This is a genomic window from Mesorhizobium sp. WSM4828 (genome assembly GCF_055811175.1).
Genome location: NZ_JBVVQK010000002.1, coordinates 28,278 through 50,721 on the forward strand (window position 1 = coordinate 28,278; position 22,444 = coordinate 50,721).

The 22,444-nt window shown below is 60.2% G+C and carries 24 protein-coding genes; 11 read left to right on the plus strand and 13 right to left on the minus strand.

Annotated elements, in window-relative coordinates; genetic code table 11:
* Window positions 1–229: 229 nt before the first annotated feature.
* The 5 genes from AC0L2X_RS02835 to AC0L2X_RS02855 all read right to left on the minus strand — a co-directional run bounded on the left by AC0L2X_RS02835 (window position 230) and on the right by AC0L2X_RS02855 (window position 3,705).
* Window positions 230–697 (minus strand): hypothetical protein, encoded by a 468-nt coding sequence (locus AC0L2X_RS02835; protein ID WP_473599270.1) that lies wholly within the window; start codon window positions 695–697, stop codon window positions 230–232.
* A gap of 297 nt (window positions 698–994) precedes the next feature.
* Window positions 995–1,222, minus strand: a complete 228-nt coding sequence (locus tag AC0L2X_RS02840) for a helix-turn-helix domain-containing protein (RefSeq protein WP_473554292.1) — start codon at window positions 1,220–1,222, stop codon at window positions 995–997.
* Entirely contained in the window at window positions 1,219–1,407 is a 189-nt protein-coding gene (locus tag AC0L2X_RS02845; protein ID WP_473599271.1) for a hypothetical protein, read from the minus strand. The genes AC0L2X_RS02840 and AC0L2X_RS02845 overlap by 4 nt, the downstream gene beginning before the upstream one ends.
* 212 nt (window positions 1,408–1,619) lie before the next feature.
* Window positions 1,620–2,696 (minus strand): FAD-binding oxidoreductase, encoded by a 1,077-nt coding sequence (locus tag AC0L2X_RS02850; protein WP_473599272.1) that lies wholly within the window; start codon window positions 2,694–2,696, stop codon window positions 1,620–1,622.
* A gap of 91 nt (window positions 2,697–2,787) precedes the next feature.
* Complete coding sequence (locus tag AC0L2X_RS02855; RefSeq protein ID WP_473554298.1) at window positions 2,788–3,705, minus strand: LysR family transcriptional regulator; 918 nt, start codon at window positions 3,703–3,705, stop codon at window positions 2,788–2,790.
* A gap of 74 nt (window positions 3,706–3,779) precedes the next feature.
* On the opposite strand from AC0L2X_RS02855, the gene AC0L2X_RS02860 reads away from it, so the two are divergent.
* The 7 genes from AC0L2X_RS02860 (at window position 3,780) to AC0L2X_RS02890 (ending at window position 11,636) form a co-directional block, all read left to right on the plus strand.
* On the plus strand, window positions 3,780–4,862 hold the full coding sequence (locus tag AC0L2X_RS02860) for an amidohydrolase family protein (RefSeq protein ID WP_473554300.1): 1,083 nt from the start codon (window positions 3,780–3,782) through the stop codon (window positions 4,860–4,862).
* 11 nt (window positions 4,863–4,873) lie between these two features.
* Window positions 4,874–5,227 carry a Rieske (2Fe-2S) protein gene (locus AC0L2X_RS02865; RefSeq protein ID WP_292653661.1) on the plus strand — a complete coding sequence of 118 codons (354 nt, stop codon included), beginning with the start codon at window positions 4,874–4,876 and terminating at the stop codon, window positions 5,225–5,227.
* Between the two features lie 113 nt (window positions 5,228–5,340).
* Window positions 5,341–6,948 (plus strand): ABC transporter substrate-binding protein, encoded by a 1,608-nt coding sequence (locus tag AC0L2X_RS02870; RefSeq protein WP_473554303.1) that lies wholly within the window; start codon window positions 5,341–5,343, stop codon window positions 6,946–6,948.
* A gap of 94 nt (window positions 6,949–7,042) precedes the next feature.
* A complete protein-coding gene (locus tag AC0L2X_RS02875) occupies window positions 7,043–8,089 on the plus strand; it encodes an ABC transporter permease (protein WP_473554305.1) in 1,047 nt (348 codons plus the stop codon).
* Entirely contained in the window at window positions 8,086–8,970 is an 885-nt protein-coding gene (locus AC0L2X_RS02880; protein WP_473554306.1) for an ABC transporter permease, read from the plus strand. The genes AC0L2X_RS02875 and AC0L2X_RS02880 overlap by 4 nt, the downstream gene beginning before the upstream one ends.
* Window positions 8,960–10,591, plus strand: a complete 1,632-nt coding sequence (locus tag AC0L2X_RS02885; RefSeq protein WP_473554309.1) for an ABC transporter ATP-binding protein — start codon at window positions 8,960–8,962, stop codon at window positions 10,589–10,591. The genes AC0L2X_RS02880 and AC0L2X_RS02885 overlap by 11 nt, the downstream gene beginning before the upstream one ends.
* A 187-nt stretch (window positions 10,592–10,778) precedes the next feature.
* The gene (locus AC0L2X_RS02890; protein WP_473554310.1) at window positions 10,779–11,636 is read left to right on the plus strand and encodes a protein-L-isoaspartate O-methyltransferase family protein; all 858 of its coding nucleotides are present in this window, start codon (window positions 10,779–10,781) and stop codon (window positions 11,634–11,636) included.
* 87 nt (window positions 11,637–11,723) lie between these two features.
* Here AC0L2X_RS02890 and ftsH read toward each other — a convergent pair whose 3' ends face one another.
* Both ftsH and AC0L2X_RS02900 read right to left on the minus strand, forming a co-directional pair.
* Entirely contained in the window at window positions 11,724–13,658 is a 1,935-nt protein-coding gene (ftsH, locus tag AC0L2X_RS02895; protein WP_473554312.1) for an ATP-dependent zinc metalloprotease FtsH, read from the minus strand.
* Window positions 13,659–13,772: 114 nt separating this feature from the next.
* Window positions 13,773–14,555 (minus strand): Crp/Fnr family transcriptional regulator, encoded by a 783-nt coding sequence (locus AC0L2X_RS02900; RefSeq protein ID WP_473554315.1) that lies wholly within the window; start codon window positions 14,553–14,555, stop codon window positions 13,773–13,775.
* A gap of 259 nt (window positions 14,556–14,814) precedes the next feature.
* On the opposite strand from AC0L2X_RS02900, the gene AC0L2X_RS02905 reads away from it, so the two are divergent.
* Genes AC0L2X_RS02905 through AC0L2X_RS02915 form a run of 3 tightly spaced genes read left to right on the plus strand, consistent with a single transcriptional unit; the run spans window position 14,815 to window position 17,357 of the window.
* Window positions 14,815–15,135: a circadian clock KaiB family protein gene (locus tag AC0L2X_RS02905; protein ID WP_473599273.1), complete on the plus strand. Its 321-nt coding sequence runs from the start codon at window positions 14,815–14,817 to the stop codon at window positions 15,133–15,135.
* Between the two features lie 19 nt (window positions 15,136–15,154).
* On the plus strand, window positions 15,155–16,213 hold the full coding sequence (locus AC0L2X_RS02910) for an ATPase domain-containing protein (protein ID WP_473599274.1): 1,059 nt from the start codon (window positions 15,155–15,157) through the stop codon (window positions 16,211–16,213).
* A gap of 1 nt (window position 16,214) precedes the next feature.
* Window positions 16,215–17,357: a two-component system sensor histidine kinase NtrB gene (locus AC0L2X_RS02915; RefSeq protein WP_473554319.1), complete on the plus strand. Its 1,143-nt coding sequence runs from the start codon at window positions 16,215–16,217 to the stop codon at window positions 17,355–17,357.
* Window positions 17,358–17,476: 119 nt separating this feature from the next.
* On the opposite strand, the gene AC0L2X_RS02920 is transcribed toward AC0L2X_RS02915, so the two are convergent.
* From AC0L2X_RS02920 to AC0L2X_RS02945, 6 genes are all read right to left on the minus strand, one after another.
* Entirely contained in the window at window positions 17,477–17,842 is a 366-nt protein-coding gene (locus tag AC0L2X_RS02920) for an SPW repeat protein (protein WP_352709420.1), read from the minus strand.
* A 26-nt stretch (window positions 17,843–17,868) separates the two neighbouring features.
* Window positions 17,869–18,189 carry a DNA-directed RNA polymerase subunit omega gene (gene rpoZ / locus AC0L2X_RS02925; protein ID WP_473554322.1) on the minus strand — a complete coding sequence of 107 codons (321 nt, stop codon included), beginning with the start codon at window positions 18,187–18,189 and terminating at the stop codon, window positions 17,869–17,871.
* A 9-nt stretch (window positions 18,190–18,198) separates the two neighbouring features.
* Window positions 18,199–18,942: an NADH dehydrogenase ubiquinone Fe-S protein 4 gene (locus AC0L2X_RS02930; RefSeq protein ID WP_473554324.1), complete on the minus strand. Its 744-nt coding sequence runs from the start codon at window positions 18,940–18,942 to the stop codon at window positions 18,199–18,201.
* 69 nt (window positions 18,943–19,011) lie between these two features.
* A complete protein-coding gene (locus AC0L2X_RS02935) occupies window positions 19,012–19,506 on the minus strand; it encodes an Hsp20/alpha crystallin family protein (protein WP_473554326.1) in 495 nt (164 codons plus the stop codon).
* A gap of 74 nt (window positions 19,507–19,580) precedes the next feature.
* Window positions 19,581–20,051 carry an Hsp20 family protein gene (locus AC0L2X_RS02940; RefSeq protein ID WP_352490774.1) on the minus strand — a complete coding sequence of 157 codons (471 nt, stop codon included), beginning with the start codon at window positions 20,049–20,051 and terminating at the stop codon, window positions 19,581–19,583.
* A gap of 258 nt (window positions 20,052–20,309) precedes the next feature.
* Window positions 20,310–20,672, minus strand: coding sequence for a hypothetical protein (locus AC0L2X_RS02945; RefSeq protein WP_473599275.1), 363 nt, complete (start codon window positions 20,670–20,672; stop codon window positions 20,310–20,312).
* A 246-nt stretch (window positions 20,673–20,918) separates the two neighbouring features.
* Between AC0L2X_RS02945 and AC0L2X_RS02950 the strand changes: the two genes are divergently transcribed.
* Window positions 20,919–22,313, plus strand: a complete 1,395-nt coding sequence (locus AC0L2X_RS02950) for a Do family serine endopeptidase (protein WP_473554332.1) — start codon at window positions 20,919–20,921, stop codon at window positions 22,311–22,313.
* Window positions 22,314–22,444 lie beyond the last annotated feature (131 nt).

The window sequence follows — 22,444 nt, forward strand, 5'->3', positions numbered from 1 at the left end:
GTGAAGTAGGCCACGACAGCTAATCCCCCAGAGACTGGGAGCCAATCGAGAGCAGCATGGAGACCGAACTTGTAGGCGCTCGGACGGCGACCTCTCGACGCCGGCTCGCGTCTCCCGCCGCGGGCAACATCGCCGTCGAGGCCTTCCAGGGCGAGAGCCAGTTGGTCGGGTTCGGGGCCCTCTCTCGCTTCACCCTGCAGATGCCATGTTTCTGCAGCTTGATCTGGCTTTAGCAGCCTTCCGCCCTTAGGGATCGCACCATTCGCATCACGACGGGATCGTACGCGATTTTTTCGGATCTGCTGTAGTTCATTGTAAAGAGCGCCGCACGGTCATTGCAGATCGCAATGACGCGTACATAGCGGATTTCCCCGTCCCTGAGGCCGGAATAACTGGCCCACGTCGGCTTAACGCGCCGATAGGTCACTTTCCAGCCCGCCTGTTCGTCCTCGACAATTCGATGCTCTATCTCGGCGCGGAAACTGGCCTTTCCGAGCCTTGCCCCCCAAACAGCAAGAAAGGCCTCGTTTTTGCCCTGAAAAGCTGCCCCCTGATCGGAACGCTGAGTTAGAACAAAGCCAGGGGGCACATCGAATACAAAGCCAAACTGCTTGATGCCGAAGGGCTGCCACTCTTGCGCACAAAGAAGCGTGGTGGAAAATAACAACGAGACGAAGCTAAGCAGCAACCGGAACATGGCGTTTAATTAGGGTCGAGTAATATACCGTCTATACCCTGCCGGCTTCAGGTCGCACTTTTTTGCCAGGCGACCCAGGGCAAGCTGTCGCAGTCGTAGACACCGGCGGTGTTCACCCTTCCCAAAGTCTTTCGCAGTCTTTCGCGGATATGGGCTGGGCAGTTAAGCCTGTCAATCGGCGCCGACCTTTGACCGCTGATCGGTGTCCAATATTTGCACGCCGAAACACACACTACCTGAGATACTCGCCATCGAATCCGGCCACCATTTCGACCAGCTTCTTCGGGTTGATCACTTCTACATGGCCTGACTTGAAAGAGACGAGATCGGATGGCCTGACTTGAAAGAGACGAGATCGGCCTTACGGAGCTCCCTTAACGTTCGGTTGACGTGAACCGCGGTCATTCCGAGGATGTCGGCTAGTTCATGCTGGGCAAGGAGACACGCATATCTTCCACGGGCCGACAGCCCAACCATGGAGAGCCTCTCCTCCAACTCGAGCAGGGAATGGGCGGTGCGCCTCATCGCGTTCCGCCGCCCGTATTTATGAGATGTTCGGCAAGGATGGCGTTCGGGCGCGCCAGGGAGCAGGCGATCTTCGTCCCGATTTGGCCTTCCGACAGGATGGCCTCGGCCAGTTCTTTACTGGAAATTTCAAAAACAGCGAGTTCGGTTATGGACGCCAGCGACGCAAGACGGGGTCCGTCCAAGCCACGGAAACCGAAAGGCGGGTTGGCCCACTGTCCTCGTCTGTTCGAATGAGGTAAACTGCCGTTAACCTAGAGTGTTCAGGGGCGGTCAAGTCTCCGGGTAAGGCCGGCTAACAGGCTCCGAAACGCCAAACACTTTGCGACGCAGTAGTACGGCTTGGTTGTGCAACGCAAGGCTGATCCGATTTCGTCCCGCGGTGCGGATGTGACAATCAGAGATCAAGAAAAACGTCGCCTTGGGGGCGGCTGCAGCACGCCAGGACGTAGCCTGCCGATTTGTCTTCCGATGTCAGCCCACCCAAGTCATCCATGACAACTTCGCCGGACAGCTTGGCGATCCGGCACGTCCCGCAAATTCCTTGCTGGCAAGCGGTGGGGACGTAAACGCCACATTGGCGCGCAGCTTCCAGCAGGGTCTCTCCGGTCGCGCAGTGATGCATAATGCCTGAGCGGGCGAAGCGGACCGAAGACGAAACCTTTGAATCCGATACCGAGGGCGAAACGTTGCCGCCTCCGAAGCTCTCCTCATGATACTGCCAAGGGGCGAGGCCGATCGCGCCGAGGCAGCCGCGCGCTGCCTTCATGTAGGATTCCGGCCCACAGGCAAAAACCGTGCGGCTGTGGAGATCGGGAACCAAGGTCAGGAGCATCTCACTGTTAATTCGCCCGGTTGGACCCGTCCAGGCGGGGTCTTCCTGACTGCAAATGCAAGTCACTTGAACATTGGAAAAGCGAGCGGCAAGTGCGTCCAGTTCAAGCCGAAAGATAATGTCGTCCGGCGTTTTCGCACTGTGAATGAAGCGGATATCCTGGTCGGCTGCGCGGTCGGTAAATGCGCGCAGCATCGACATGACGGGAGTTATCCCGCTGCCACCCGAAAGGAAAAGGGACTTTCCGTGCGGCAGATCGTCGAGATTGAACGAGCCGAGCGGGCCTTCGATCTCGATCCCATCACCCGGCTTCAAATTATCATGGAGCCAATTCGAAACGAGCCCGCCCGGCGTCCGTTTCACGGTGATCTGAAGGTCTAGCGGTCGCGTCGGTGGCGACGAAACAGAGTAGGAGCGCGTCACCGCGGCCCCCTCGATCCTCAGGTGCACCACAACATATTGGCCAGCGCTGAAGCAGAACATCCGATCTGAAGCGGCTGTGAGAACGAATGTTTTCACATCGTGCGTTTCGTCGATCACGCGCCGGCAGAGCACAAGTTGCGGGGTGGTCTGTGCCCACTGCCGGTGAAGCCTTGTTGAGGCGAAGCCGAGGGTTCCTAAGGCCGCGTGTGCGTTCATCATTCAACTCGGGTTTGAAGTCGAGCCAAGATGTCACTTAAAAACGCGCTGAACAGCCGCGCAATCCTACCTTTATGATCGGCAATTTCGATTAAACTTCCAGTGACATTACGGCGACCTGGAGAGCTCGGATGCCTTTGCGAATAATGGGTTCGTGTTTGCGGCGAGCAAGTATCGCGGTGTGGACTGGCTGGTGCAGCGTCGGCGCTCCCTCGACGAGGAACGATGGGAGCTCGGCAGTGAACCTGCGCGCATCGTCGCTGCGCATGTAGCAGGTGCCGCCCGTTCGCCGCAGCATGATCTCTGCCAGAGTTTCCGATCCCGTTGAAAGCCGGCAGATCGCCAACTGGGCCAGCAGCTCTGCGTGCGTCTTTTCGAGCACGGCGGTGTAGCCCGGACGAATGTAGGTTTCAGGGTCGACGTCGGACAGCGTTCTGGCAGCCGTCGAAACCATCACATATTCCTCGACCATCAGATGTTCGTAGGCGATCTCAGGCAGGTAACGAGGCGCATAAAGCACGGCGATATCCAGATTTCCCATGCTTAGATCGCTGACCATCTGGTTCGAATAATCCGACTCGACATGGATCGAGGATTTGGGAAGCGCCTGGCACAGTGTCTCGACCCATCCCGGCAGGACCGAACGAGTCATGCCCACTTGTGCGGCGATGCGCAACGTGCCCTCGAAACGATTGAACGCTCGCACGTCGTGGCGAGCTTGCGACCACGTCGACAGCAGGGATCTGGCGTAGGCTTCGAACCGCCGCCCTGCGGCTGTCGGCTCAGCACCGGCACGCCCGCGCTGAAAGAGCTCCGACCCGATCGCACTCTCCAGATTCTTGATGCGGGTGCTGATCGTCGACTGGGTCAATCCCAACCGATCGGCCGTGCGATTGAAGTTTCGCGACTCGATGATGTCGAGAAAGGTTTCGATGTGATCTAGCTGCACGGGACACCCCGATCGAAAAAGTCGATCATATTGCGCAGGATCATAAGCTTGATCAAACAATACTCAAGGCGGAAGCTGCACGCGGTGAAATCGGCCGGCAGATCGACCAGGCTGAAGCTACGGAGCTGATCAACGTGTTCATAGTCGACTGCGATTGTCACAATTACTGGTCAAGCGCGACCGTATTGGAGCCTTACCTTTCCGGCCTATGGAAGGACATGTTCGTCGAAGGCGAGAAGACAGGTCCCGTTGGCGCCTTCCCGCATGGCCATCGTCCCTGGTTTCATCCGCAGGACTTCTCCCGCAAGGACGTCCGTCCGAAAACAGAAGCCGACAACTATCTCATCATGAAGGAGAAGCACCTCGACAAGTACAAGGTCGATGTGGCGATCCTGACCGGCGACGAGCCGATCGAGGCTTCCACCCTCGCTAATCCCTATTATGCCAGCGCCCTAGTCAGCGCCTACAATGACTACCAGATCGACCAGTGGCTTCCGAAGGACGATCGCTTCATGGGCTCGATCATCATCGCGCCACAGGATCCGAAGCTCGCGGCCGCCGAGATACGTCGCCTGGGCAGTCATCCCCGCATGGTTCAGGTTCTTGCCTCGCAAGGCTCCGTCAAGCCCTATGGCGATCCGCTTTACCATCCGATCTATGAGGCTTGCGCCGAGGTGGGGCTACCCTTTGCCATTCATCTGGGCGGCCATGGCGGCGTGAATTCGACCGCGATTGCTCCGGCCCCGACGACATTCTTCTGGGAGACCCATGCCATCCTGCACATGTCGGCGATTTCGCATGTCGCAAGCATGATTGCGCATGGCGTCTTCGAAAAATGGCCGGACCTCTACTTCGTCGTCATCGAGTGCGGCGTCGCCTGGGTGCCGTCGGTACTGTGGCGCCTTGACGCCGATTACAAAGCCCTACGCAAAGAGACGCCATGGCTGAAGATGCTGCCGTCGGAATACTGCCGGCGCAACATCCGCTTTTCCACGCAGCCGCTGGAGCAGCCCGCAAATATCCAGCATCTCTGGTCCACTCTCGAGGCGATGGACGGCGAAAATACGCTGATGTTTGCCTCTGACTATCCGCATTGGGATTACGACGATGCCAACACGCTGCAAATCCCTCCTGCCTGGAAGAGCAAGATCATGGGGTTGAATGCGCTCGAGGTCTACAAGCGCATCCCCCGCGCGCAAGCGGCGAATGCCGCCTGAGGAGGCAGACGATGCCCGAGAAAACATACATCTGCAGAGTCGACGAGATCGAAACCGGATCTCCCTTCATCGCCAAGATCCGCAGCCTTTCGGTCGGGGTTTTTCGCATCGGAGATTCGTTCCACGCGCTGCTGAATGTTTGTCCGCACCGTGGCGCTCCGCTTTGCGAGGGGCCGCAATGCGGAACAACTGCACCGGTCGAAGAGGCGCAATTCATCTATCACCGCGAAAACGAGATCGTGCGCTGCGCCTGGCATGGCTGGGAATTCGACATCAAATCAGGCGCGGCCCTGGTCGATCCGTCCGTTCGCGCGCGCACATTTCCAGTCACCGTCGAGGCGGGCAGCATCTATGTGACGGCCTGATCGAGGTGCGGATTTGAGCAGTCAGAAGAAAGGATAATCGCGGCTGACGAGCAGATTTCTTCACAGGGTGCGTGACGAACAATAACGCGGAAAATCCGCAATGGGAGAGTCAAATGTCAGAATCTGAATACAAGCTTGGTATCGCTCAAACCCTGATTGGCCGCGGCAAGATTTCCCGTCGCGACTTCATTCATCTTGGGCTAGCCGCTGGGCTGACTGTCACCGCTGCAGACAAGCTCTTCGTCAGTACGGCCCGGGCCGAACCGCTGCAGGGCGGCTTCGCCAAGCTCGGCATGGCACATGGCGCAACGACGGATTCGATCGATCCGGCCGGTTACCTGGACACCTTCACACAGACAGCGTTCTCGGGCTCGATGTCCAACAGCCTTACCGAGGTCGATGCGAAAGGCAACGTCCAACCGGACCTTGCCGAGAGCTTTGAATCGTCTGATGGCGCCAAAACCTGGGTCTTCAAGCTGCGCAAGGGCGCAACCTTCCACAACGGCAAGAATGTGACGGCGGACGACGTCGTGACTTCGCTGCGCTATCATATGGGCGACGAAACTAAGTCGGCGGCGAAGCCGCTGCTTGAGCCCGTCGCCAGCATCAAGGCGGATGGCTCCGAAACGGTTGTCTTCACGCTGAAAAGCGGCAACGCCGATTTCCCCTACATCATGAGTGACTACCATCTGGTCATCATGCCGGCCAAGGACGGCAAGGCGGATTGGGGATCGGGCGTTCGCACCGGCGCTTTCGTGCTTGAGAATTTCCAGCCCGGCGTTTCGGCCAAACTCAAGCGCAATCCGAACTACTTCAAGAACGGCAAACCCTATCTCGACGAGGTGGAGTTCATCGCCATCACCGATCTCGCCGCTCGCATGGCCGCGTTATCGACAGGGGAGGTGGACTATATTGGCCGCGCCGACCTCAAGACTCTCGGCATGTTGAAACGCAACCCCAAGGTGGAGATCGTCGAGGTCACCGGCTATGGCCACTATACCTTGCCGATGAATGTCACGATGGCGCCGTTCGATAATCCGGACGTCCGAATGGCTTTGAAATGGGCGATCAACCGTCAGGAGATCGTCGACAAGATCTTTCTCGGCCACGCCACTGTGGCCAACGACAACCCGATCGCGCCGGCGATCAAATTCGCCACGAACCCGCAGCCGCAACACAGTTTCGATCCGGAGAAGGCCAAGCATTATCTGAAAAAGGCTGGAATGGAGAAACTGAAGGTGGACCTCTCGGTCGCCGATGCCGCTTTTGCAGGCGCGGTGGATGCGGCTGCGCTGATCCGCGAGACGGCAGCCCAGTGCGGCATCGACGTGAACGTGGTGCGCGAGGCCGAGGACGCCTATTGGGACAATGTCTGGCTCAAGAAACCCTGGTGCGCTTCCTATTGGAGCGGTCGGGCGACGGCGGACTGGATGTTCACGCAAGCCTTCGCCGCGGAATCCAGCTGGAACGAGTCGTTCTGGAAGAATCCCCGCTTCAACGAGTTGCTTGTCCAGGCGCGCGCCGAGACGGACGAGGCCAAGCGGGCGGCAATGTATGCCGAGATGCAGCAACTGACGCATGATGATGGCGGCAGCATCGTGCTGGTCTTCAATAATTTCGTCAGCGCCAAATCCAATAAGCTCGCACATGGCGAAGTGGCGCCGAACTGGGAGAACGATGGATTGAAGATGGCCGAACGCTGGTGGATCGCCACTGCGTGAGAGTGCGGGCCGGACCCGCGATGGTCACTGGGCTCCGGCTTGCAGCCGCGTGCCCTGCCGGCCGGGCAGCGACGGCAACAGGAAACGCGTCCAAATGAACCCCGTCGCAAGAACGGTCCTGCAGCGCCTTGGCCTCGGCCTCGTCACACTGTTCATCGTCTCCATCATTATCTTCTCTGCGATTGCAATGCTGCCGGGCGACTTCGCCAAGGCGATGCTCGGACAATCCGCAACACCCGAAACGGTCGCCGCCTTCCAGCGAGAAATTGGCATCGACCGTCCGCCTGTCGAGCGCTACTTCGTCTGGGTCGGGCAGATGCTCCACGGTGATTTCGGCTCTTCCTTCGCGAGCCGCACCGGATATCGGCGCACCGTCGCCGAGATCATCGCGCCGCGCCTCTATAATACGATGTTCCTCGCATCGATGACTGCGCTGATCGCAGTTCCGCTGGCCCTGGGACTGGGCATCCTCGCTGCGCTCTACCGCAATGGCTGGTTCGACCGGCTGGTGAACGCAGTGACGCTGACAACCATTTCGTTCCCGGAGTTTTTCGTCGCCTATATGCTTGCCTACCTGGTCATCTCGCGCGACACATTCATCGGATCCGAGTTCGCACAATCCCTGCCGCACTGGCTCGCAGTGTCACTGAACTGGATACTCAACGCAGTTCCCAAATTCCCGACATTGTCCAACGTGAACGACCAGACGCCGTTCTGGGACCACGTCTGGAAAGTAGCCTTGCCGGCGACCACGCTTACGCTGGTCATCGTGGCACACATGATGCGCATGACACGAGCGGCGATCATCAACATGCTCGCAAGCCCCTATATCGACATGGCGCGTCTCAAGGGAATGTCGCCCATGGCGATCGTGCTCAGGCATGCCTTGCCCAACGCATGGGCTCCGATCGTCACGGTGGTGGCGTTCAATCTTGCTTATCTCGTCGTCGGAGTGGTCGTGGTCGAAGTGGTGTTCGTCTATCCCGGCATCGGTCAGCTGATGGTCGACGCGGTCAAATCAAGGGATGTTCCGGTTGTCCAGGCTTGCGCCCTGATTTTCGCGGCGACCTATATCCTCCTCAATCTGACAGCCGACATCATTTCCATCGCCACCAATCCCAGGCTCTTGCATCCACGATGACCAGCTACGAGCCCATCGCTCAGGTTCACAGGCTGAGGCGCTCGCGCGCCACCCGGGTCAAAACGGCACTGAAGAAGGCACCGTTCAGTGCCTGGTTCGGCATGCTCGTGATCATCGGCTATGTCATCGTTGCGGTCTTCGCGCACTGGATCGCCCCATACGGCGAAACGCAGGTCTTCAGCGAAGCCTTCGCACCGTGGAGCCAAGAGTTCAAATTGGGAACCGACCAGCTCGGCCGCGATATGCTCACGCGCTTGATTTACGGTGCGCGCAACACCATCGGTATCGCCATCGCGACCACACTGCTGTCCTTCGCGGTTGGCGTCTCGCTCGGCCTTCTCGCTGCATTGTATAGGGGATGGCTCGACCAGATACTATCGCGTGCGGTGGACGTGTTGATGTCGATCCCAAGCCTGATCTTCGCCCTGGTGCTGCTCTCGATCTTTGGCTCGTCGATCACCAGCCTGATAATCATCATTGCGCTGCTCGATTCTACCCGTGTCTTTCGGCTCGCACGCGCCGTCGGGCTTAATGTGGCAGTGATGGAATATGTGGAAGTGGCGCGATTGCGCGGCGAAGGCCCGAAATGGATCATCGCCAAGGAAATCCTTCCCAACGTGATGCCGCCGCTGGTCGCGGAGTTCGGCCTGCGATTTTGCTTCGTATTTCTCACAATCGCGGCACTGTCCTTCCTGGGCGTCGGTATTCAGCCGCCGACCGCCGATTGGGGATCGATGGTGCGTGAGAATGCGACCCTGATCACCTACGGCGATGTCACGCCGCTGCTGCCGGCCGGCGCGATTGCCCTCCTCACGGTCTCCGTGAATTTCGTCGTGGACTGGTTCCTGCACGCAACAAGCGGGTTGCGCGATGAAAGGTAGCGATCCGGCCTCGCGCGAAAAAGGCAAGGATCTGCTTCAGATCCGCAATCTGCATGTGGAGGGTTTCTCGGACGAGCGATGGCATCCCATCGTCCGCGGGGTCGATCTGGCGCTGAAGCGGGGGGAGGTTCTTGGCTTGATCGGCGAGTCAGGCGCCGGCAAATCCACCATTGGCCTCGCCGCGATGGGTTACGCCAAGCCGGGCTGCCGTATTACTCAGGGCTCGATCCTGTTCGACGGGATCGATCTTCTGGCACTAAGCGAAACAGGGCGGCGTCGCCTCAGAGGCTCCCGTATCGCCTATGTTGCGCAAAGCGCCGCAGCCTCTTTCAATCCGGCCCACCGACTCCTCGATCAGACTGTCGAAACTGTGGTGGCGCATGGGATTGCCAGTCGAGAGAAAGCGAACCGCAGTGCGGTCGATCTTTATCGTCGTCTTCAGCTTCCAGATCCGGAGACCATCGGCTTTCGCTATCCACATCAGGTATCCGGCGGACAGTTGCAACGGGCAATGACCGCGATGGCGATGGCTTGCCGCCCGGACCTCATCGTTTTCGATGAGCCAACGACGGCGCTCGATGTGACGACACAGGTCGAAGTTCTCGCCTCCATTCGCAACATCGTGGAGGAATTCAACACCGCTGCAATCTATGTGACGCATGATCTGGCGGTGGTGGCGCAAATGGCGGACCGAATCATGGTTTTGCGCCATGGACAAACCGTGGAGGAGGCAGAAACGCGCCAGATGCTCGCCTCGCCCAGGCAGGAATATACCAAAACGCTCTGGGCCGTACGCAAGCTCGCCAAGCCCGAAGTTCCGGCCGATGAATATCTGCTTACGATAGACAACGTCACGGCGGCCTACGGCCGGGCGGTTAAGGTGCTCCAGGATGTCTCCATCAAAGTTCCACGTGGAAGAACAGTGGCTGTGGTCGGCGAATCCGGTTCCGGGAAATCGACGCTCGCTCGGGTTGTTACCGGCCTGCTGCCCCCGCTTTCGGGGTCGATTTCCTTTGCCGGCCAGGCCCTTTCCAAGACCCTGAAGACGCGCACAAAAGAGATCCTGCGCCGCATACAGATGATTTATCAAATGCCCGACAACGCGCTAAATCCGCGCCAGACGGTCGAAGAAGTCATAGCTCGGCCGCTTGAATTCTATCTTGGCCTCAAGGGTGCGCAGCGGGATCGGCGGATCGGCGAACTCATGCACATGGTCGAGATGAGCGACACTTATCTTGACCGTCTGCCGGCCGAACTGTCGGGGGGCCAGAAGCAGCGCGTTTGCATCGCCCGAGCGTTGGCCGCCGATCCGGAACTCATCATCTGCGACGAAATCACGTCCGCGCTCGACCAGATTGTGCAGGAAGAAATCCTGAAGCTCTTAATGCGGCTTCAGCGCGAGCTCGGCATGAGCTACATTTTCATCACCCATGACATTGCCACCGTGCGAGCGATCGCCGACGAAATTGTGGTCATGCACCAGGGTAAAGTCGTTGAGCAGGGATTGAAGAGCGAAATTCTCACGCCCCCGCATGCCCCGTATACCGAGCGGCTTTTGTCCTCCGTGCCCGAAATGGATCCGGACTGGCTGACAAGGCTGCTTGCCAGCCGGAGGATGTGATCGTCGGCCAGAGTGTTCTTCCATATCGCCACGGTTTACAGTCTCGCAGTAGGCGCTCGGCGAAACCGCGCTCGATCGCAAACGGACAGCGCGCATCGCCCCGTCCATACGAGGATAGGCGCCCTTTGCCGTCCCTCGGTTTTCTGAGAGCATGATGGAGTACGCGCAATCCGGGAGCCGATATTCTATGCCAACAGAAATCGATGCTAGTGAAGCGCGCCGGTGGTTTGCCGAAGACCTGCGTGTCGCATCACCCGTCTTGCACAACCCTGCGGTCATCGAGGCCTTCGCAAAGGTTCCGCGCGAACAGTATCTTGGCGACGGGCCATGGCGTATCCATTCGAGATTGCAAATCGGGGCGGTCCATACCAGCCCTTCAGCCGCACTTCATGAGATTTATCACGACGTTCTGGTCTTGCTTGACGAAAAACGCGGACTAAACAGCGGCTTGCCGTCGCTTTGGGCATTGGTTTTCGACCATCTGAACATCGCTCCCGGCCAGACTGTCCTTCAGGTGGGCGTCGGTGTCGGCTATTTCACCGCCATCCTCGCTGAACTGACGGGTTCAGAAGGACGCGTGATTGGCTATGAGATCGACGAAGAACTAGCTCGGCGCGCGCAAAGCAACCTTGCTCATTATGCCCATGTCGAAGTGGTGTCCGGTGATGCAACGCAGGCGGTTGATCTGCCAGACCTCGATGTCGTGATCGCTTTTGCCGGAGTGACGCACGTGCCGGAACGGTGGCTTTCAAATTTGTCCGATGCTGGCCGGATGGCATTGCCGTTCACAGGTGAAGACCGACGAGGTTTCATGATGCTTCTGGAAAGGGCTGGCGATACGTTTCCCGTGCGATCACTGGTGCCATGCGGGTTTTACCCCTGCAGCGGAGCCCGGCGCAGTGACGAAGAAAAGGCCTTGATGGTCGCCCTCAAGGCTGCGCGAGGCAAGGTCACCCGTCTCGCCCAATATCACCGAGGGCGACCAAAAAATGGCCTCGAGAACGCTTGGTTGGTGACCGACACATACTGGATTTCGAAAGCCTAGAGATCGATGTCGATCTCGCGTGTCGCCGTAGTAGCGTGCGGCACGGCGTTCCACGAAGGATCTATACCAGCGGGCGCAGTCCGGAACTCATTGCGTCCCGAATTTCCCCGATCCGCGCGTGGGGATTGCAGCCGCGGTCCTGGCCGGCTGCAGCGCAGGCTTTCTCTTGTCCGACGATTGACTAGACCTATCCCGTACAGCGCGATCTGCCGCCGAGACATCTCCGACCAGCGACGCAAGTTCAGTCTCATCGAGCGTCTCGGTCTCGAGCAGCCTGCGTGCCGCCCTTTCCAGCACCTCGCGCCGCTCGGTGAGCAGGCTGACGGTTCGTTCGAACGCGGCCTCCACAATGTCGCGCACTTCCGCGTCGATGGCATCGGCGGCGGCTTCGCCATAATCGTGCTCGCGCGGTCCGCCGGCGAGCGGGTTGGGGCTCAGGAAGGAGCGTGGGTCCTTTTCCAGCGCCACGTGCCCGAGTTTTGCCGACATGCCGTAACGCGTCACCATAGCGCGCGCTATGTCGGTTACCTTGGCGAGATCATCGGCGGCTCCGGTGGACAGATGGCCGAATACGATCCATTCGGCCGCCCTGCCGCCGAGCAGCACTGCCATCTTGTTGTCCAGCTCCTCGCGTGTCATCAGGAAGCGGTCCTCGGTCGGACGCTGGATAGTGTAGCCGAGCGCGCCGACGCCGCGTGGTATGATCGACACCTTGTGCACCGGGTCGACGCCAGGCAGCGCCATGGCTACCAGCGCATGACCCATTTCATGGTAAGCGACGATCTCGCGCTCCTTCGGGTTCAGGAGCCGATTGCGCTTCTCAAGTCCCGCGACGATGCGCTCCACCGCATTGTTGAAATCGTCCATCGTTACAGCATCCGCCTTGCGGCGCGTGGCGAGCAACGTCGCCTCGTTCACGAGATTTGCCAGGTCAGCACCGGTGAAACCGGGCGTCAGCGCCGCCACTTTTTCCGCATCGACATCCGTCGCCAGCTTGGCCTTGCTCATGTGAACCTGCAGGATCTTGATGCGACCCTGCTTGTCGGGCCGGTCGACCAATACCTGGCGGTCGAAACGGCCGGCGCGCAGAAGTGCCGGGTCAAGGATTTCAGGACGGTTCGTCGCCGCCAGCAGCACGACGCCGATCTGTGGATCGAAACCGTCGAGTTCGACCAGAAGCTGGTTGAGCGTCTGCTCCTTTTCGTCGTGGCCGCCGACCGTGGTCCCGCGGGCGCGGCCAAGCGCGTCGAGCTCGTCAATGAATATGATGGCGGGAGCCTTGGACCGTGCCTGCTCGAAAAGATCGCGCACGCGCGCGGCCCCGACCCCCACGAACATCTCGACGAACTCCGAACCGGAGATCGAGAAGAACGGAACCTTGGCTTCGCCCGCGACGGCCTTGGCGAGCAGGGTCTTGCCCGTGCCCGGCGGTCCGACCAGCAGCACGCCTTTGGGCATGCGTCCTCCGAGGCGGCCGTATTCGCCCGGGTTCTTGAGAAAATCCACAATCTCCTGCAGCTCGGCCTTGGCCTCGTCGACCCCCGCCACATCGTCGAACGTCACCCCGGTATTGGCTTCGACATAGATTCTGGCCTTGCTTCTGCCAATTTGCATCAAACCGCCGACGCCGCCGTTCATGCGTCTTAGAAGCAGCATCCACAGGCCAAAGAAGACGAGCACCGGCACAACCCAGGAGAGCAGGTCGCTCAGCAAGGTGCTTTCGACCTGGCCAGTCACCGTGACACCGTGTTCCTGCAGGTCACGGGCGAGGTTCGGCTCGACGCGTGTGGTGATGAACAGCGGCCTGCCGTCCTGCGGCTCCTTGAAGCGGCCCTGGATGAAGCGGTCCGAAACCTGCACCTCGGCGATTTTGCCGGCGTTCAGCAAGGTCTCGAACTGACTGTACGGTATCTGGGCGACGTGCTGCGTCGTGGCATAGATGTACTGGACAACAATCACGCCCACGAACGCCGCGATCCAGTACCAGATATTGAACTGCGTCTTTCTGTTGCTCATGTCCATGGCGGCCTCCACAGGAAACCGGATATAGGTCGCCCAGCCCGCGCGGCATCGGTGTAGGCAGGGTCCGGCGCAAAAAAGTGGAGGCCCAGACCAGCCAGCGACGATAATGGTCAGTCATTGTCCTTTCCTGTGCGGCATGCCTGGCGAACCCTTCATGCCGTTTTCCTCCGCCGGATAGACCCCCTTCAGAACTTCGTTGAAATGGCGGCTGACGGCCGCATTGCACTCGCAGGCGAGCGAGCGCAGTCCTTCTGGACTGCGTACCGCAAGCCGGGAGCGCCGGGTTTCGATGACGCCGCGCTGCCGCAGGTCGCGAATGACCCGGCTCAGATAGGAGCGGCCTACTCCCAGCATTGTTGCAAGCTGTTCCTGTGTCACCGCAAGGTTTTCGGCTCCCGTCCGTTCTGTCGCGGCCAGCAGCCATCTTGCCGTGCGCTGTTCGATCGAATGCGCTGCGCTGCAGGCGACGGATTGGAATACTTGCGCCATCAGGCAATCAGCATAGCGGGCAAACAGGTGACGCAATGTCAAGGAACGCAATTTGGCCTCCTCGAGATGGTGCAGGTCGATCCTGAAGAATGAACCGCCAAGTTGAACTTCGGCCCGTGCATAGGCCGGAAGTCTGCCTTGGCTGACGATGCCGCCGACCGCTCCTTCACGTCCGATGAGCGCAGTCTCGATCGCTCGCCCGTCGCTCAGCACGACGCGGTAGGAGACCAGGGCCGATCCGCGCGGGAAGTAGGCGTAACGGACTGCATCGCCTGGCTCGTGCAGCAAGGTCCCGGCGGACGCCGACCATTGTTCGAGCCTCCGTTGCAGGATCTCCCAGTCGTCGGCTCTGAGAGCCCGAAGCAGGTTGTTTCCGATCGGGTCTGATCGTCTTCGAGGGTTCTCCATCGCACTCCTCTTCCCAAATGGCGGCATTTACAACGACCGGCGCGGCGAAATGTTCACAAGTGCGCAGACGAGGCGGGCGCCGCTATCTACAAATTGCACAGGGGCGCTGATCCAGGCCTCACCGAGCGCGAGCCGCGGGTGCATCGGCTTCCAGGCAGACCGACAGCTGCTCAGGGAAGAAAAATGCCGGCGACTGGATTCCGTGGCGTGGCGCCTCGTGCACGCCGAAAACTGCAACTCCCTGCAGCAAGGCGTAAACATGAGCGTCAGTCATCGGTCCAATCCAGGGGCCAACGGCCTGCTTCGCCTGTATGTCGCCGGCGATGCGCCGGGCGCCCGTCGGGCGCTGGAAAGCCGTCGGAGGATAGTAGAGGAGTTGGCCGGCGGTATCGAAATCCAGGTCGTCGACGTCCTCGCGCATCCTGAAGAGGCGGAAAGGGCCGGCATTCTAGCGACGCCGACGCTCTCGGATGAGTCAACCACCCCTCCACGCCGGCTGATTGGCGACATCAGCAACATCGCTCAGGTTCTCGACTATTTCGGTTATCGCAGGAAGGACAGTGGCCATGACCACAGCTGAAGAGATCCTCATCGATCCCGTGCTCGAACGGGTCAGGACCGGTATCGAGGCTTTCGACGATCTTGTGATGGGCGGCCTGCCGCGCGGGCGCACCACCATCGTCGGTGGCACGCCCGGGAGTGGCAAGACTGTATTTGCAACGCAGTTTCTGGCCCACGGCATCACCATGCTCGACGAGCCCGGCGTCTTCGTCACGTTCGAGGAATCGCCGGTCGAGATCGAGGTCAACATGGCCAGCTTCGGCTGGGACATCCGCCGTTGGCGGGAGATCAACAAGCTGGTCTTCGTCGACGCCAGCCCGCGTGACCACGACCAGATGATTATCGGCAATTTCGATTTGTCAGGCTTGCTGACGCGTGTCTTGAGCGGCAATCGGGAACTCGACATGATGTGTGGCGGTGGATTCTTCCGCGACAGCATCACCCTCGTCAGCGGTGCGACGGGGACCGGAAAGACGCTGCTGGTGACAAACTTTCTGGCAGGCGGCGCGGCGGCTGGCGAACGTGCCTTGCTGGTAGGCTACGAAGAGAGCCGCGGCCAGCTGTTTCGCAATGCGCGCGGCTGGGGCGTCGATTTCGAGGCTATGGAGGCGGATGGGCGGCTGAAGGTCGTTTGCATTTACCCGGAAGCGCAGAACTTGCCGGACCACCTGTTGATGATCCGCGAACTCGTTGAGGAGTTCAAACCTGACCGGATCGCCATTGACAGCCTGTCGGCATTGGAACGGATCGCGCCAGAGACCGGTTTCCGGGAATTCCTGATCAGTCTCACTTCCTTCATCAAGAAACACGAGATCGCTGGCCTTTGCACAGCCACCAACAAGTCGCTCGTCGGCGGCCAGAGTGCCAGCGAACAACATATTTCAACCCTCACGGACTCGATCATCCTGTTGCGGTACATCCAGGAAGGAGATTTCATGCATCGCGGGATCATGGTGCTGAAAATGCGCGGCAGCGAGCATGACAAGCAGATTCGACGCTTCACAATCGACGGCGCTGGCATGCATCTCGGTCAGCCCTTCCACGGCGCACCCGACGTGTTCGGCGAGTCCTCCGCGTCCCGGCGTGAGGAGCGTTGAGATGGCGCGCGGCGCAGCCGAAATCTCCGACCAATACGGCGACGCAAGTCTGACGGGCATCAGCCAGCTCGACTTTCGACGGCTGATCGAAACCACAGCCGACGGGGTTCTGGTCGTCGATCTGTCGGGAACGGTGCTTTATGCAAATCCGGCGGCGGCCACCATTTTCGGCTATCCGGCTGCCGATCTCGTCCACATTCCTCTCGGACGGCCAGTCATGTCGGGTGAAACCAGGGAGATCACCGTCCACAGACCCATTCGAGCACCAGCCCAAGTGGAAATGCGGACGGTTGAGCTTAGCTGGGACGGTAGGCCGGCACTTCTGGCCAGTCTTCGCGACGTCTCCGCGCAACGCGCGCAGCAGGAGCGTCGACGTCAATCGCAAAAGCTCGAAGCGATCGGCCGGCTCGCTGCCGGGATCGTTCACGACATCAACAATCTGCTCGCGGTGTTCGAATCGGGGCTGCGACTGCTTCAGAAGCAGCTGCGCGAAGATCCTGCCAATCCGAACACGGCGATGCTGATCGAAGAGTTGCTCAAACGAACGCAAAACGGCGGTGCGCTGACGCAGCAATTGCTCGCGTTCTCTCGCGGACAGTCGCTGTATCCGGAGACAATCGACCTGAATGGACGTATCGAATCCGTCACGATGCTGCTGGAGCGGACGCTGGGGAACGAGATCAGCATCAGGCTTGAGCTGGATCCGGCACTTGGCCCCGTCGTTGTCGATGCCAATCAGCTCGACGTCGCCATCCTGAACCTGGCTGTGAATGCCAAGGACGCGATGGCCGGCCGGGGCACGCTGGCGATCGAGACCAGCGATACTCCCGGCGACATCGAAGACGTGCCCGCTCCGGCTGCCTCTTTTGTTCGGGTCACGGTCAGCGATACGGGGTGCGGGATGAGCAAGGAGGTCCTGGCCTACGTGTTTGAGCCGTTCTTTACGACCAAGGCCGATGGCCGGGGAACCGGACTTGGGCTTAGCCAGGTTTACGGCTTCATCAAGCAGTCCGGGGGGCATGTTAGGATCGAGAGTGCGGTCGGCGAGGGAACAAGCGTTCATCTCTTTCTTCCCCGCTCGCCAAGCACAGGAAATGACGAGGTGCAAATGCAGGCCGAGATCCGGCTCAACACACGTCGGTGAAAAAGCGGCCTATGTTTCGGCTGCCGATTTGCCTGGCCGCAACGCCTACAACGGCAGACCGCATCCGTGGCGTTTGAGAAAAAGCGGGCCCGGAGATACGGGCCCGCCAGAGATGCTGGTCAGGCCGTTGAAAGCGGACGGTCGCCGAAGAACCAGAGGCTTCCGGCAGCCAAGGCCGCCACGATGACACCCACGACCACATGTACCCACATAGCCGTTGCCAGGGCCGAAAAACCGAGGGCCCAGGGCGAGATCAGCGTCCACAGCCCAACCACCAGGTTTGCCCATTCCTCATAGGCATGGAAAGCAACCAGCGCACCCACGGCGATCAGGGCAATCGCCGCGCCGGCGATCCAGGCGTTCCAGGCCGCGTAGGTTTCAGCCGCAAACCCGAGATACCAAGGCGACAGTACCAGCGCTATGCCGGCGATCACATTGACTATATCGATCACCGGACGTTTTTCAGTTTTCAGCCATTTCTCCATTGTTCATCCTCCTTTCCTGACATTGGTCAGTGTACCGCCCTCCGAGCGAAGGCGGGTGCGGCGGCTAAGGATTGCCCTTCGCCACCGCGAAGCTTTCTTCGTTGGCCGGGCCGAACCCGGCCATCGCGCGCAACCGTACCGGCCAGAACGAAGGGCTTGACCTCGTCGGGCTGGAAGCGGTTGCCGGCGATCTCGCGCAGGGCAAGTTCGACGGGCGCCGTCACTTCCTCGGTCAGGCGAGGCTCAGCACCCCGGCTGAGCGCACGAGCCCGTCCCGCCGCGGCGACGGCCAGTGCGAAACGGTTCGGCACCGTATTTTCACAATCGAACACGATCAGCGGATCCATGACGCCACCTCACATTGCCTTCCGCTTCTGTTCAGGGATGGAAACGGCCAGGTTCGCTGCCGTAGCTGACTCCAGCGCGAGCAGGGCCAGTTCCACTTCGTCGAGCCGTGTCGGACGCGCGTTTTCAGGCATCCCCTCGGCTGTCGCGAGATCGACCAGATACTCGTTCCAGGCCCAGTTGCGCAGGATGGCGCGCTTCTCGTCGGCTGTCAGAAGAGGATCGACGACCACGTCCATCGGCGATGCATAAAGCGCCTCCGGGTCCGTCAGCGCCGGTCCATAATGTGGCGCCTGCGAAACCCCGCCGTGGCTGCTCTGCAGCAAGGCCAACTTGAGGCGGTTCCAGACAACGTCTTCGCCGGCCTGCAGCCGCTTTTCCGCATCGCAAGATTCGACACTGGACTCTTCGGCCCCCGGGCTTCCTTGAACCGTATAGGCAAGCCCCTGGCGTTCGGCATAGTCGATGGCCGCCTGAGCCGTCGGAAAATCGAGCTCCACCTGGGTCAGCGTGTCACCGCTTGCGGTGTAGCCCATCAGCGGTTCGATGACCGGCGCAGTACGCCGCTCGAACACCAGCCGCCAGCCTTTCGGCCGCGCACGGCCCGAGGTCATGACCGAGCGGCAAGGTTTGTAGATCCGCGCGACCGCATCGCGGGGGAACTCGGATCTGCCGAACGACGGCGCTCGCCCGCGGTTGTCGTTTGCCGGTTCGAGATTTTCTACGACTGGTGTGACTTCTCTTTCCTGCATCATTCATCCCTCCCATTTTGGCGAAGGATGCGCCCGAGGCGGCGGCCTGCCGCCTCCGGCTTGCTCCATGCGTCAGTGGGTGATCGGGATGCGCTTCACCTTCGACTGCGCGTTCGGGTTCTTCGGCAGCGTCAGGGTCAGGACGCCATTGGCAAAGGACGCCTTGACCTTGTCGTCCTCGACCTCGTAGCCGAGGGGTATGCGCCGCTCGAAGCGACCGTAGAAGCGCTCGGAGTAGCCCTTCTCGTCGGTCTCCGACCGCTTTTCGCCACGCAGGGTCAGCACGTCTTCGTCGAGCAGGACTTCGATGTCCTTCTCTTCCATACCGGGGACCTCGGCGGTGACACGAAGCTCATTATCCGACTCCGAAATCTCCACCTTCGGCCAGCCGCTATCGAAAGGCGAAATCTGCCCCATAGTAGGCAAGCGCGTCTCGAAGCTCCTCAACATATCGTCAAAGAGCCTGTTTACCTCGCGGTGAAGCGAAAGGAAGGGATCGCCACCGCTATAGATGCTCGGGGCCTGGTTGTTGTTGCGGCCCCACGGGATAAGGTCACGCATGTTCATCTTCATTCACCTCCATGTTCAACCGCGCGGCACCGGCGAATGCCGGTGCCTGTCGCTTCTGATTCACTCTGACCTCAGGCTGCGTTCTTTTCGGCTTCGATCTGCCGCGGTGCTGTCTTTGCCGTGCTGCCGGCGATGGCGATCCGGCGCGGTTTCATCTCTTCGGGAAGCTCGCGCTTGAGATCGATGTTCAGCAGCCCGTTGTCCAGGCTGGCGCCGACGACCTTCACATGGTCGGCCAGTTCGAACTGACGCTCGAAGGCGCGCCCGGCAATGCCGCGATAGAGATACTGGCCGTTATCGTCGCCAGGTTGCGACCCGCTCACAACCAGCAGGTTAGGCTGATGAGTGATGGTCAGCTGATCCTGCGGGAAGCCGGCGACCGCCATGGTGATGCGATAGGCGTCTTCACCAGTCTTGGCGATGTCATAAGGCGGCCAATTGTCTATCGCAGTGACACGGCTCGCGTTTTCCAGCATGTTGAAAATGCGGTCGAAGCCGATGCTGGACCGGAACAGGGGGGTAAAATCGAGGTTTGTCCTCATAGCCACATCCTCCTTTGAGCAACATGGATACAAGAAGCGCCAAGAGCGCCTTGACACCTCCTGGACTTACGCCGGCCCCATCTGGCGACCGGCGATTAGTTATTTATAACAGTGCGTTACGCGTTCAAGAGGGGCCATGGAAAAATTTTCAGGCGTGATCCAGACGTGTAGACGAATGGGCGGGTGAACGCATTCGGCGGTTGCCGCTGGCGAGTTCCTCGCCAGCGGATCGGGCCCCGGGGAGGGGCGGCATTTCGCTCAAAGTCGATCGACCGATGCTGTGAAACCGGCGATCGCGATGCTGTCGACCTCACGACCGCGACCGGCGCCGGGAAGCTTCTCCAATTGATCCAATTGGCGCAACGCGTCCATGATGGCATCGAAGCTGACCGGTTCGGTGACTCCCGGCGGCATGCGCAGCGCCGGCACCGATTCCACCGCACAGGCATCCGATGCCCATGACGAAAGGATCGCACGCTTCTCCTGGACGTCCAGCGTCACGTCGGTCAGCACGTCCTGAGGTCGCTCGAAATGCCGTGCCGGATGGAGCAACCGGTCAAGAAAAACATCAGGGCTCTCGGGCCCGATCGGGGGAAAACTCGTCGACATGGTTCCTTCCATCGATGGTCCTCCGCTTTGAATGGTCTCCTATGTTGACGTCATGTTGGTGGCTCTCGCGATTTCCACCAGCTGACATTTTGGAGAGTTTCGACCAAATTTCAATGGCCACGCAAGGCCACATTCTTCGCCGTTCAGCCCACCATCAACATTTTTTCGAACCGGTGAAACAATCGGCGTGAATGTCAGTTCTTGCGTCTGGGACAAGTCGCGCAGCAGTGCCAGGGCGGTCGGGCAGGAGAACCAATCATGTCTTACATTTCCAGGAAGCGACTGTGCATTGGCCTCGTCGCAGGAATTTTAATGCTCTCGGCTGGCGGCCCTGCTGCGGTTTCGGCACAGGAAATCCCGAACGACTTCAGCGCAATCGTGCGTCAGAAGCTGCCAGCCGTGGTCGCGATCACGACCAGGCAGATCATCCAGGACCAAACGATGCTCGACGATTTTCTCAACCCCTTCGACAGCCGCGGGCCTGCCCAGCCGCAGGTGCGAGAAGCTCTTGGCTCCGGCTTCGTGATCAGTCCCGAGGGCTACATCGTCACCAACAATCATGTCGTGGCCGACTCCACCGAAATCCACGTCGTATTCTCCGACAAGGAGACGTCGCCCGCGCGACTGGTGGGCCGCGATCCAGCAACCGACATCGCGGTGCTGAAGGTCGATCCACGCCCCAACATGACGACCACCGCCTGGGGTGATTCTGACGCAATGCAGCCGGGTGCCTGGACGATCGCGATTGGCAGTCCCTTCGGGCTCGGCGGAACCGTGACCGTCGGCGTTCTTTCCGCCCGATCGCGCGACATCCAGGCCGGCCCTTACGACGATTTCCTCCAGACAGACGCCTCGATCAACAGAGGCAATTCCGGCGGCCCCCTGTTCAACGCGCGCGGCGAAGTAATCGGGGTCAACACGGCTATCGTCTCGCCGTCGGGCGGCAGCATAGGCATCGGTTTCGCCGTGCCGTCCCGAACTGCACGGAGCGTCGCCGATCAGCTGATCCGCACGGGCCGGATCGAGCGCGGTTTTATCGGAGTGCGTCTCCAGGAGGTGACGCCGTCGCTTGCCCAAGCGCTTGGGATATCGAGCACCAAGGGAGCGCTGGTCGCCTCTGTCGAGCCCGGCAGCCCGGCGGAGAAGGCAGGCTTGCAATCGGGCGATGTGATCACCCGGTTCAACGGCCAGGACATCCAGGGCGTCCATGACTTGACGTTGGCGGCAGCAAACGAAAAGCCAGGGTCGAAAGCGACGCTGACAAGGAACCGCGGCGGCTCCCAGCAGGAGGTGGAGCTGACCGTCGGTCAACGCAAGGACGAGGAGGTGCAGACCGGTGCCGTTCCGAGTCCCGAAGCGGGGGACCAACGCCTCGGACTGTCGCTCAGCCCGATTCCGGACGAAGCGCGCCAGCAACTCGGTCTCCAGCCGGGTACCACCGGCGTGTTCATCCAGGAGGTGGCGCCAAATAGCCCCGCCGCCGAGAACGGCCTTCGGCCTGGCGACGTCATCGTCTCGGCCAACAACCGCAACGTGACGCAGCCGTCGGATATCCAGCAAGAGTGGGCGAAATCCCGCCAGCAGAAAAAGCCCATCCTGTTCCGCATCGAAAGGCAAGGACAATCGCTTTTCGTTGCAGTGGCCGCTTCCTGACGCGGCGCTGCGTCAGGCCAGGCGCACAGACGAAGAAATGGCCTTGATGGCCGCCCTCAAGGCTGTGCTGGCAAGATTACCGGTTTCGCGCAGTATCATCGGGGCCGACCAGCGAATGGTCGCGAGAATGC

What these genes read in the sequence shown, in the direction of transcription:
- ftsH (WP_473554312.1), bottom strand. Translation starts at nt 13,658, where the DNA reads ATGGACATGAGCAACAGAAAGACGCAGTTCAATATCTGGTACTGGATC.
- AC0L2X_RS02920 (WP_352709420.1), bottom strand. Translation starts at nt 17,842, where the DNA reads ATGGAGAAATGGCTGAAAACTGAAAAACGTCCGGTGATCGATATAGTC.
- AC0L2X_RS02835 (WP_473599270.1), bottom strand. Translation starts at nt 697, where the DNA reads ATGTTCCGGTTGCTGCTTAGCTTCGTCTCGTTGTTATTTTCCACCACG.
- AC0L2X_RS02865 (WP_292653661.1), top strand. Translation starts at nt 4,874, where the DNA reads ATGCCCGAGAAAACATACATCTGCAGAGTCGACGAGATCGAAACCGGA.
- AC0L2X_RS02875 (WP_473554305.1), top strand. Translation starts at nt 7,043, where the DNA reads ATGAACCCCGTCGCAAGAACGGTCCTGCAGCGCCTTGGCCTCGGCCTC.
- AC0L2X_RS02935 (WP_473554326.1), bottom strand. Translation starts at nt 19,506, where the DNA reads ATGAACATGCGTGACCTTATCCCGTGGGGCCGCAACAACAACCAGGCC.
- AC0L2X_RS02885 (WP_473554309.1), top strand. Translation starts at nt 8,960, where the DNA reads ATGAAAGGTAGCGATCCGGCCTCGCGCGAAAAAGGCAAGGATCTGCTT.
- AC0L2X_RS02950 (WP_473554332.1), top strand. Translation starts at nt 20,919, where the DNA reads ATGTCTTACATTTCCAGGAAGCGACTGTGCATTGGCCTCGTCGCAGGA.
- AC0L2X_RS02915 (WP_473554319.1), top strand. Translation starts at nt 16,215, where the DNA reads ATGGCGCGCGGCGCAGCCGAAATCTCCGACCAATACGGCGACGCAAGT.
- AC0L2X_RS02905 (WP_473599273.1), top strand. Translation starts at nt 14,815, where the DNA reads ATGAGCGTCAGTCATCGGTCCAATCCAGGGGCCAACGGCCTGCTTCGC.
- AC0L2X_RS02870 (WP_473554303.1), top strand. Translation starts at nt 5,341, where the DNA reads ATGTCAGAATCTGAATACAAGCTTGGTATCGCTCAAACCCTGATTGGC.
- AC0L2X_RS02850 (WP_473599272.1), bottom strand. Translation starts at nt 2,696, where the DNA reads ATGAACGCACACGCGGCCTTAGGAACCCTCGGCTTCGCCTCAACAAGG.
- AC0L2X_RS02840 (WP_473554292.1), bottom strand. Translation starts at nt 1,222, where the DNA reads ATGAGGCGCACCGCCCATTCCCTGCTCGAGTTGGAGGAGAGGCTCTCC.
- AC0L2X_RS02880 (WP_473554306.1), top strand. Translation starts at nt 8,086, where the DNA reads ATGACCAGCTACGAGCCCATCGCTCAGGTTCACAGGCTGAGGCGCTCG.
- AC0L2X_RS02900 (WP_473554315.1), bottom strand. Translation starts at nt 14,555, where the DNA reads ATGGAGAACCCTCGAAGACGATCAGACCCGATCGGAAACAACCTGCTT.
- AC0L2X_RS02930 (WP_473554324.1), bottom strand. Translation starts at nt 18,942, where the DNA reads ATGATGCAGGAAAGAGAAGTCACACCAGTCGTAGAAAATCTCGAACCG.
- AC0L2X_RS02890 (WP_473554310.1), top strand. Translation starts at nt 10,779, where the DNA reads ATGCCAACAGAAATCGATGCTAGTGAAGCGCGCCGGTGGTTTGCCGAA.
- rpoZ (WP_473554322.1), bottom strand. Translation starts at nt 18,189, where the DNA reads ATGGATCCGCTGATCGTGTTCGATTGTGAAAATACGGTGCCGAACCGT.
- AC0L2X_RS02945 (WP_473599275.1), bottom strand. Translation starts at nt 20,672, where the DNA reads ATGGAAGGAACCATGTCGACGAGTTTTCCCCCGATCGGGCCCGAGAGC.
- AC0L2X_RS02940 (WP_352490774.1), bottom strand. Translation starts at nt 20,051, where the DNA reads ATGAGGACAAACCTCGATTTTACCCCCCTGTTCCGGTCCAGCATCGGC.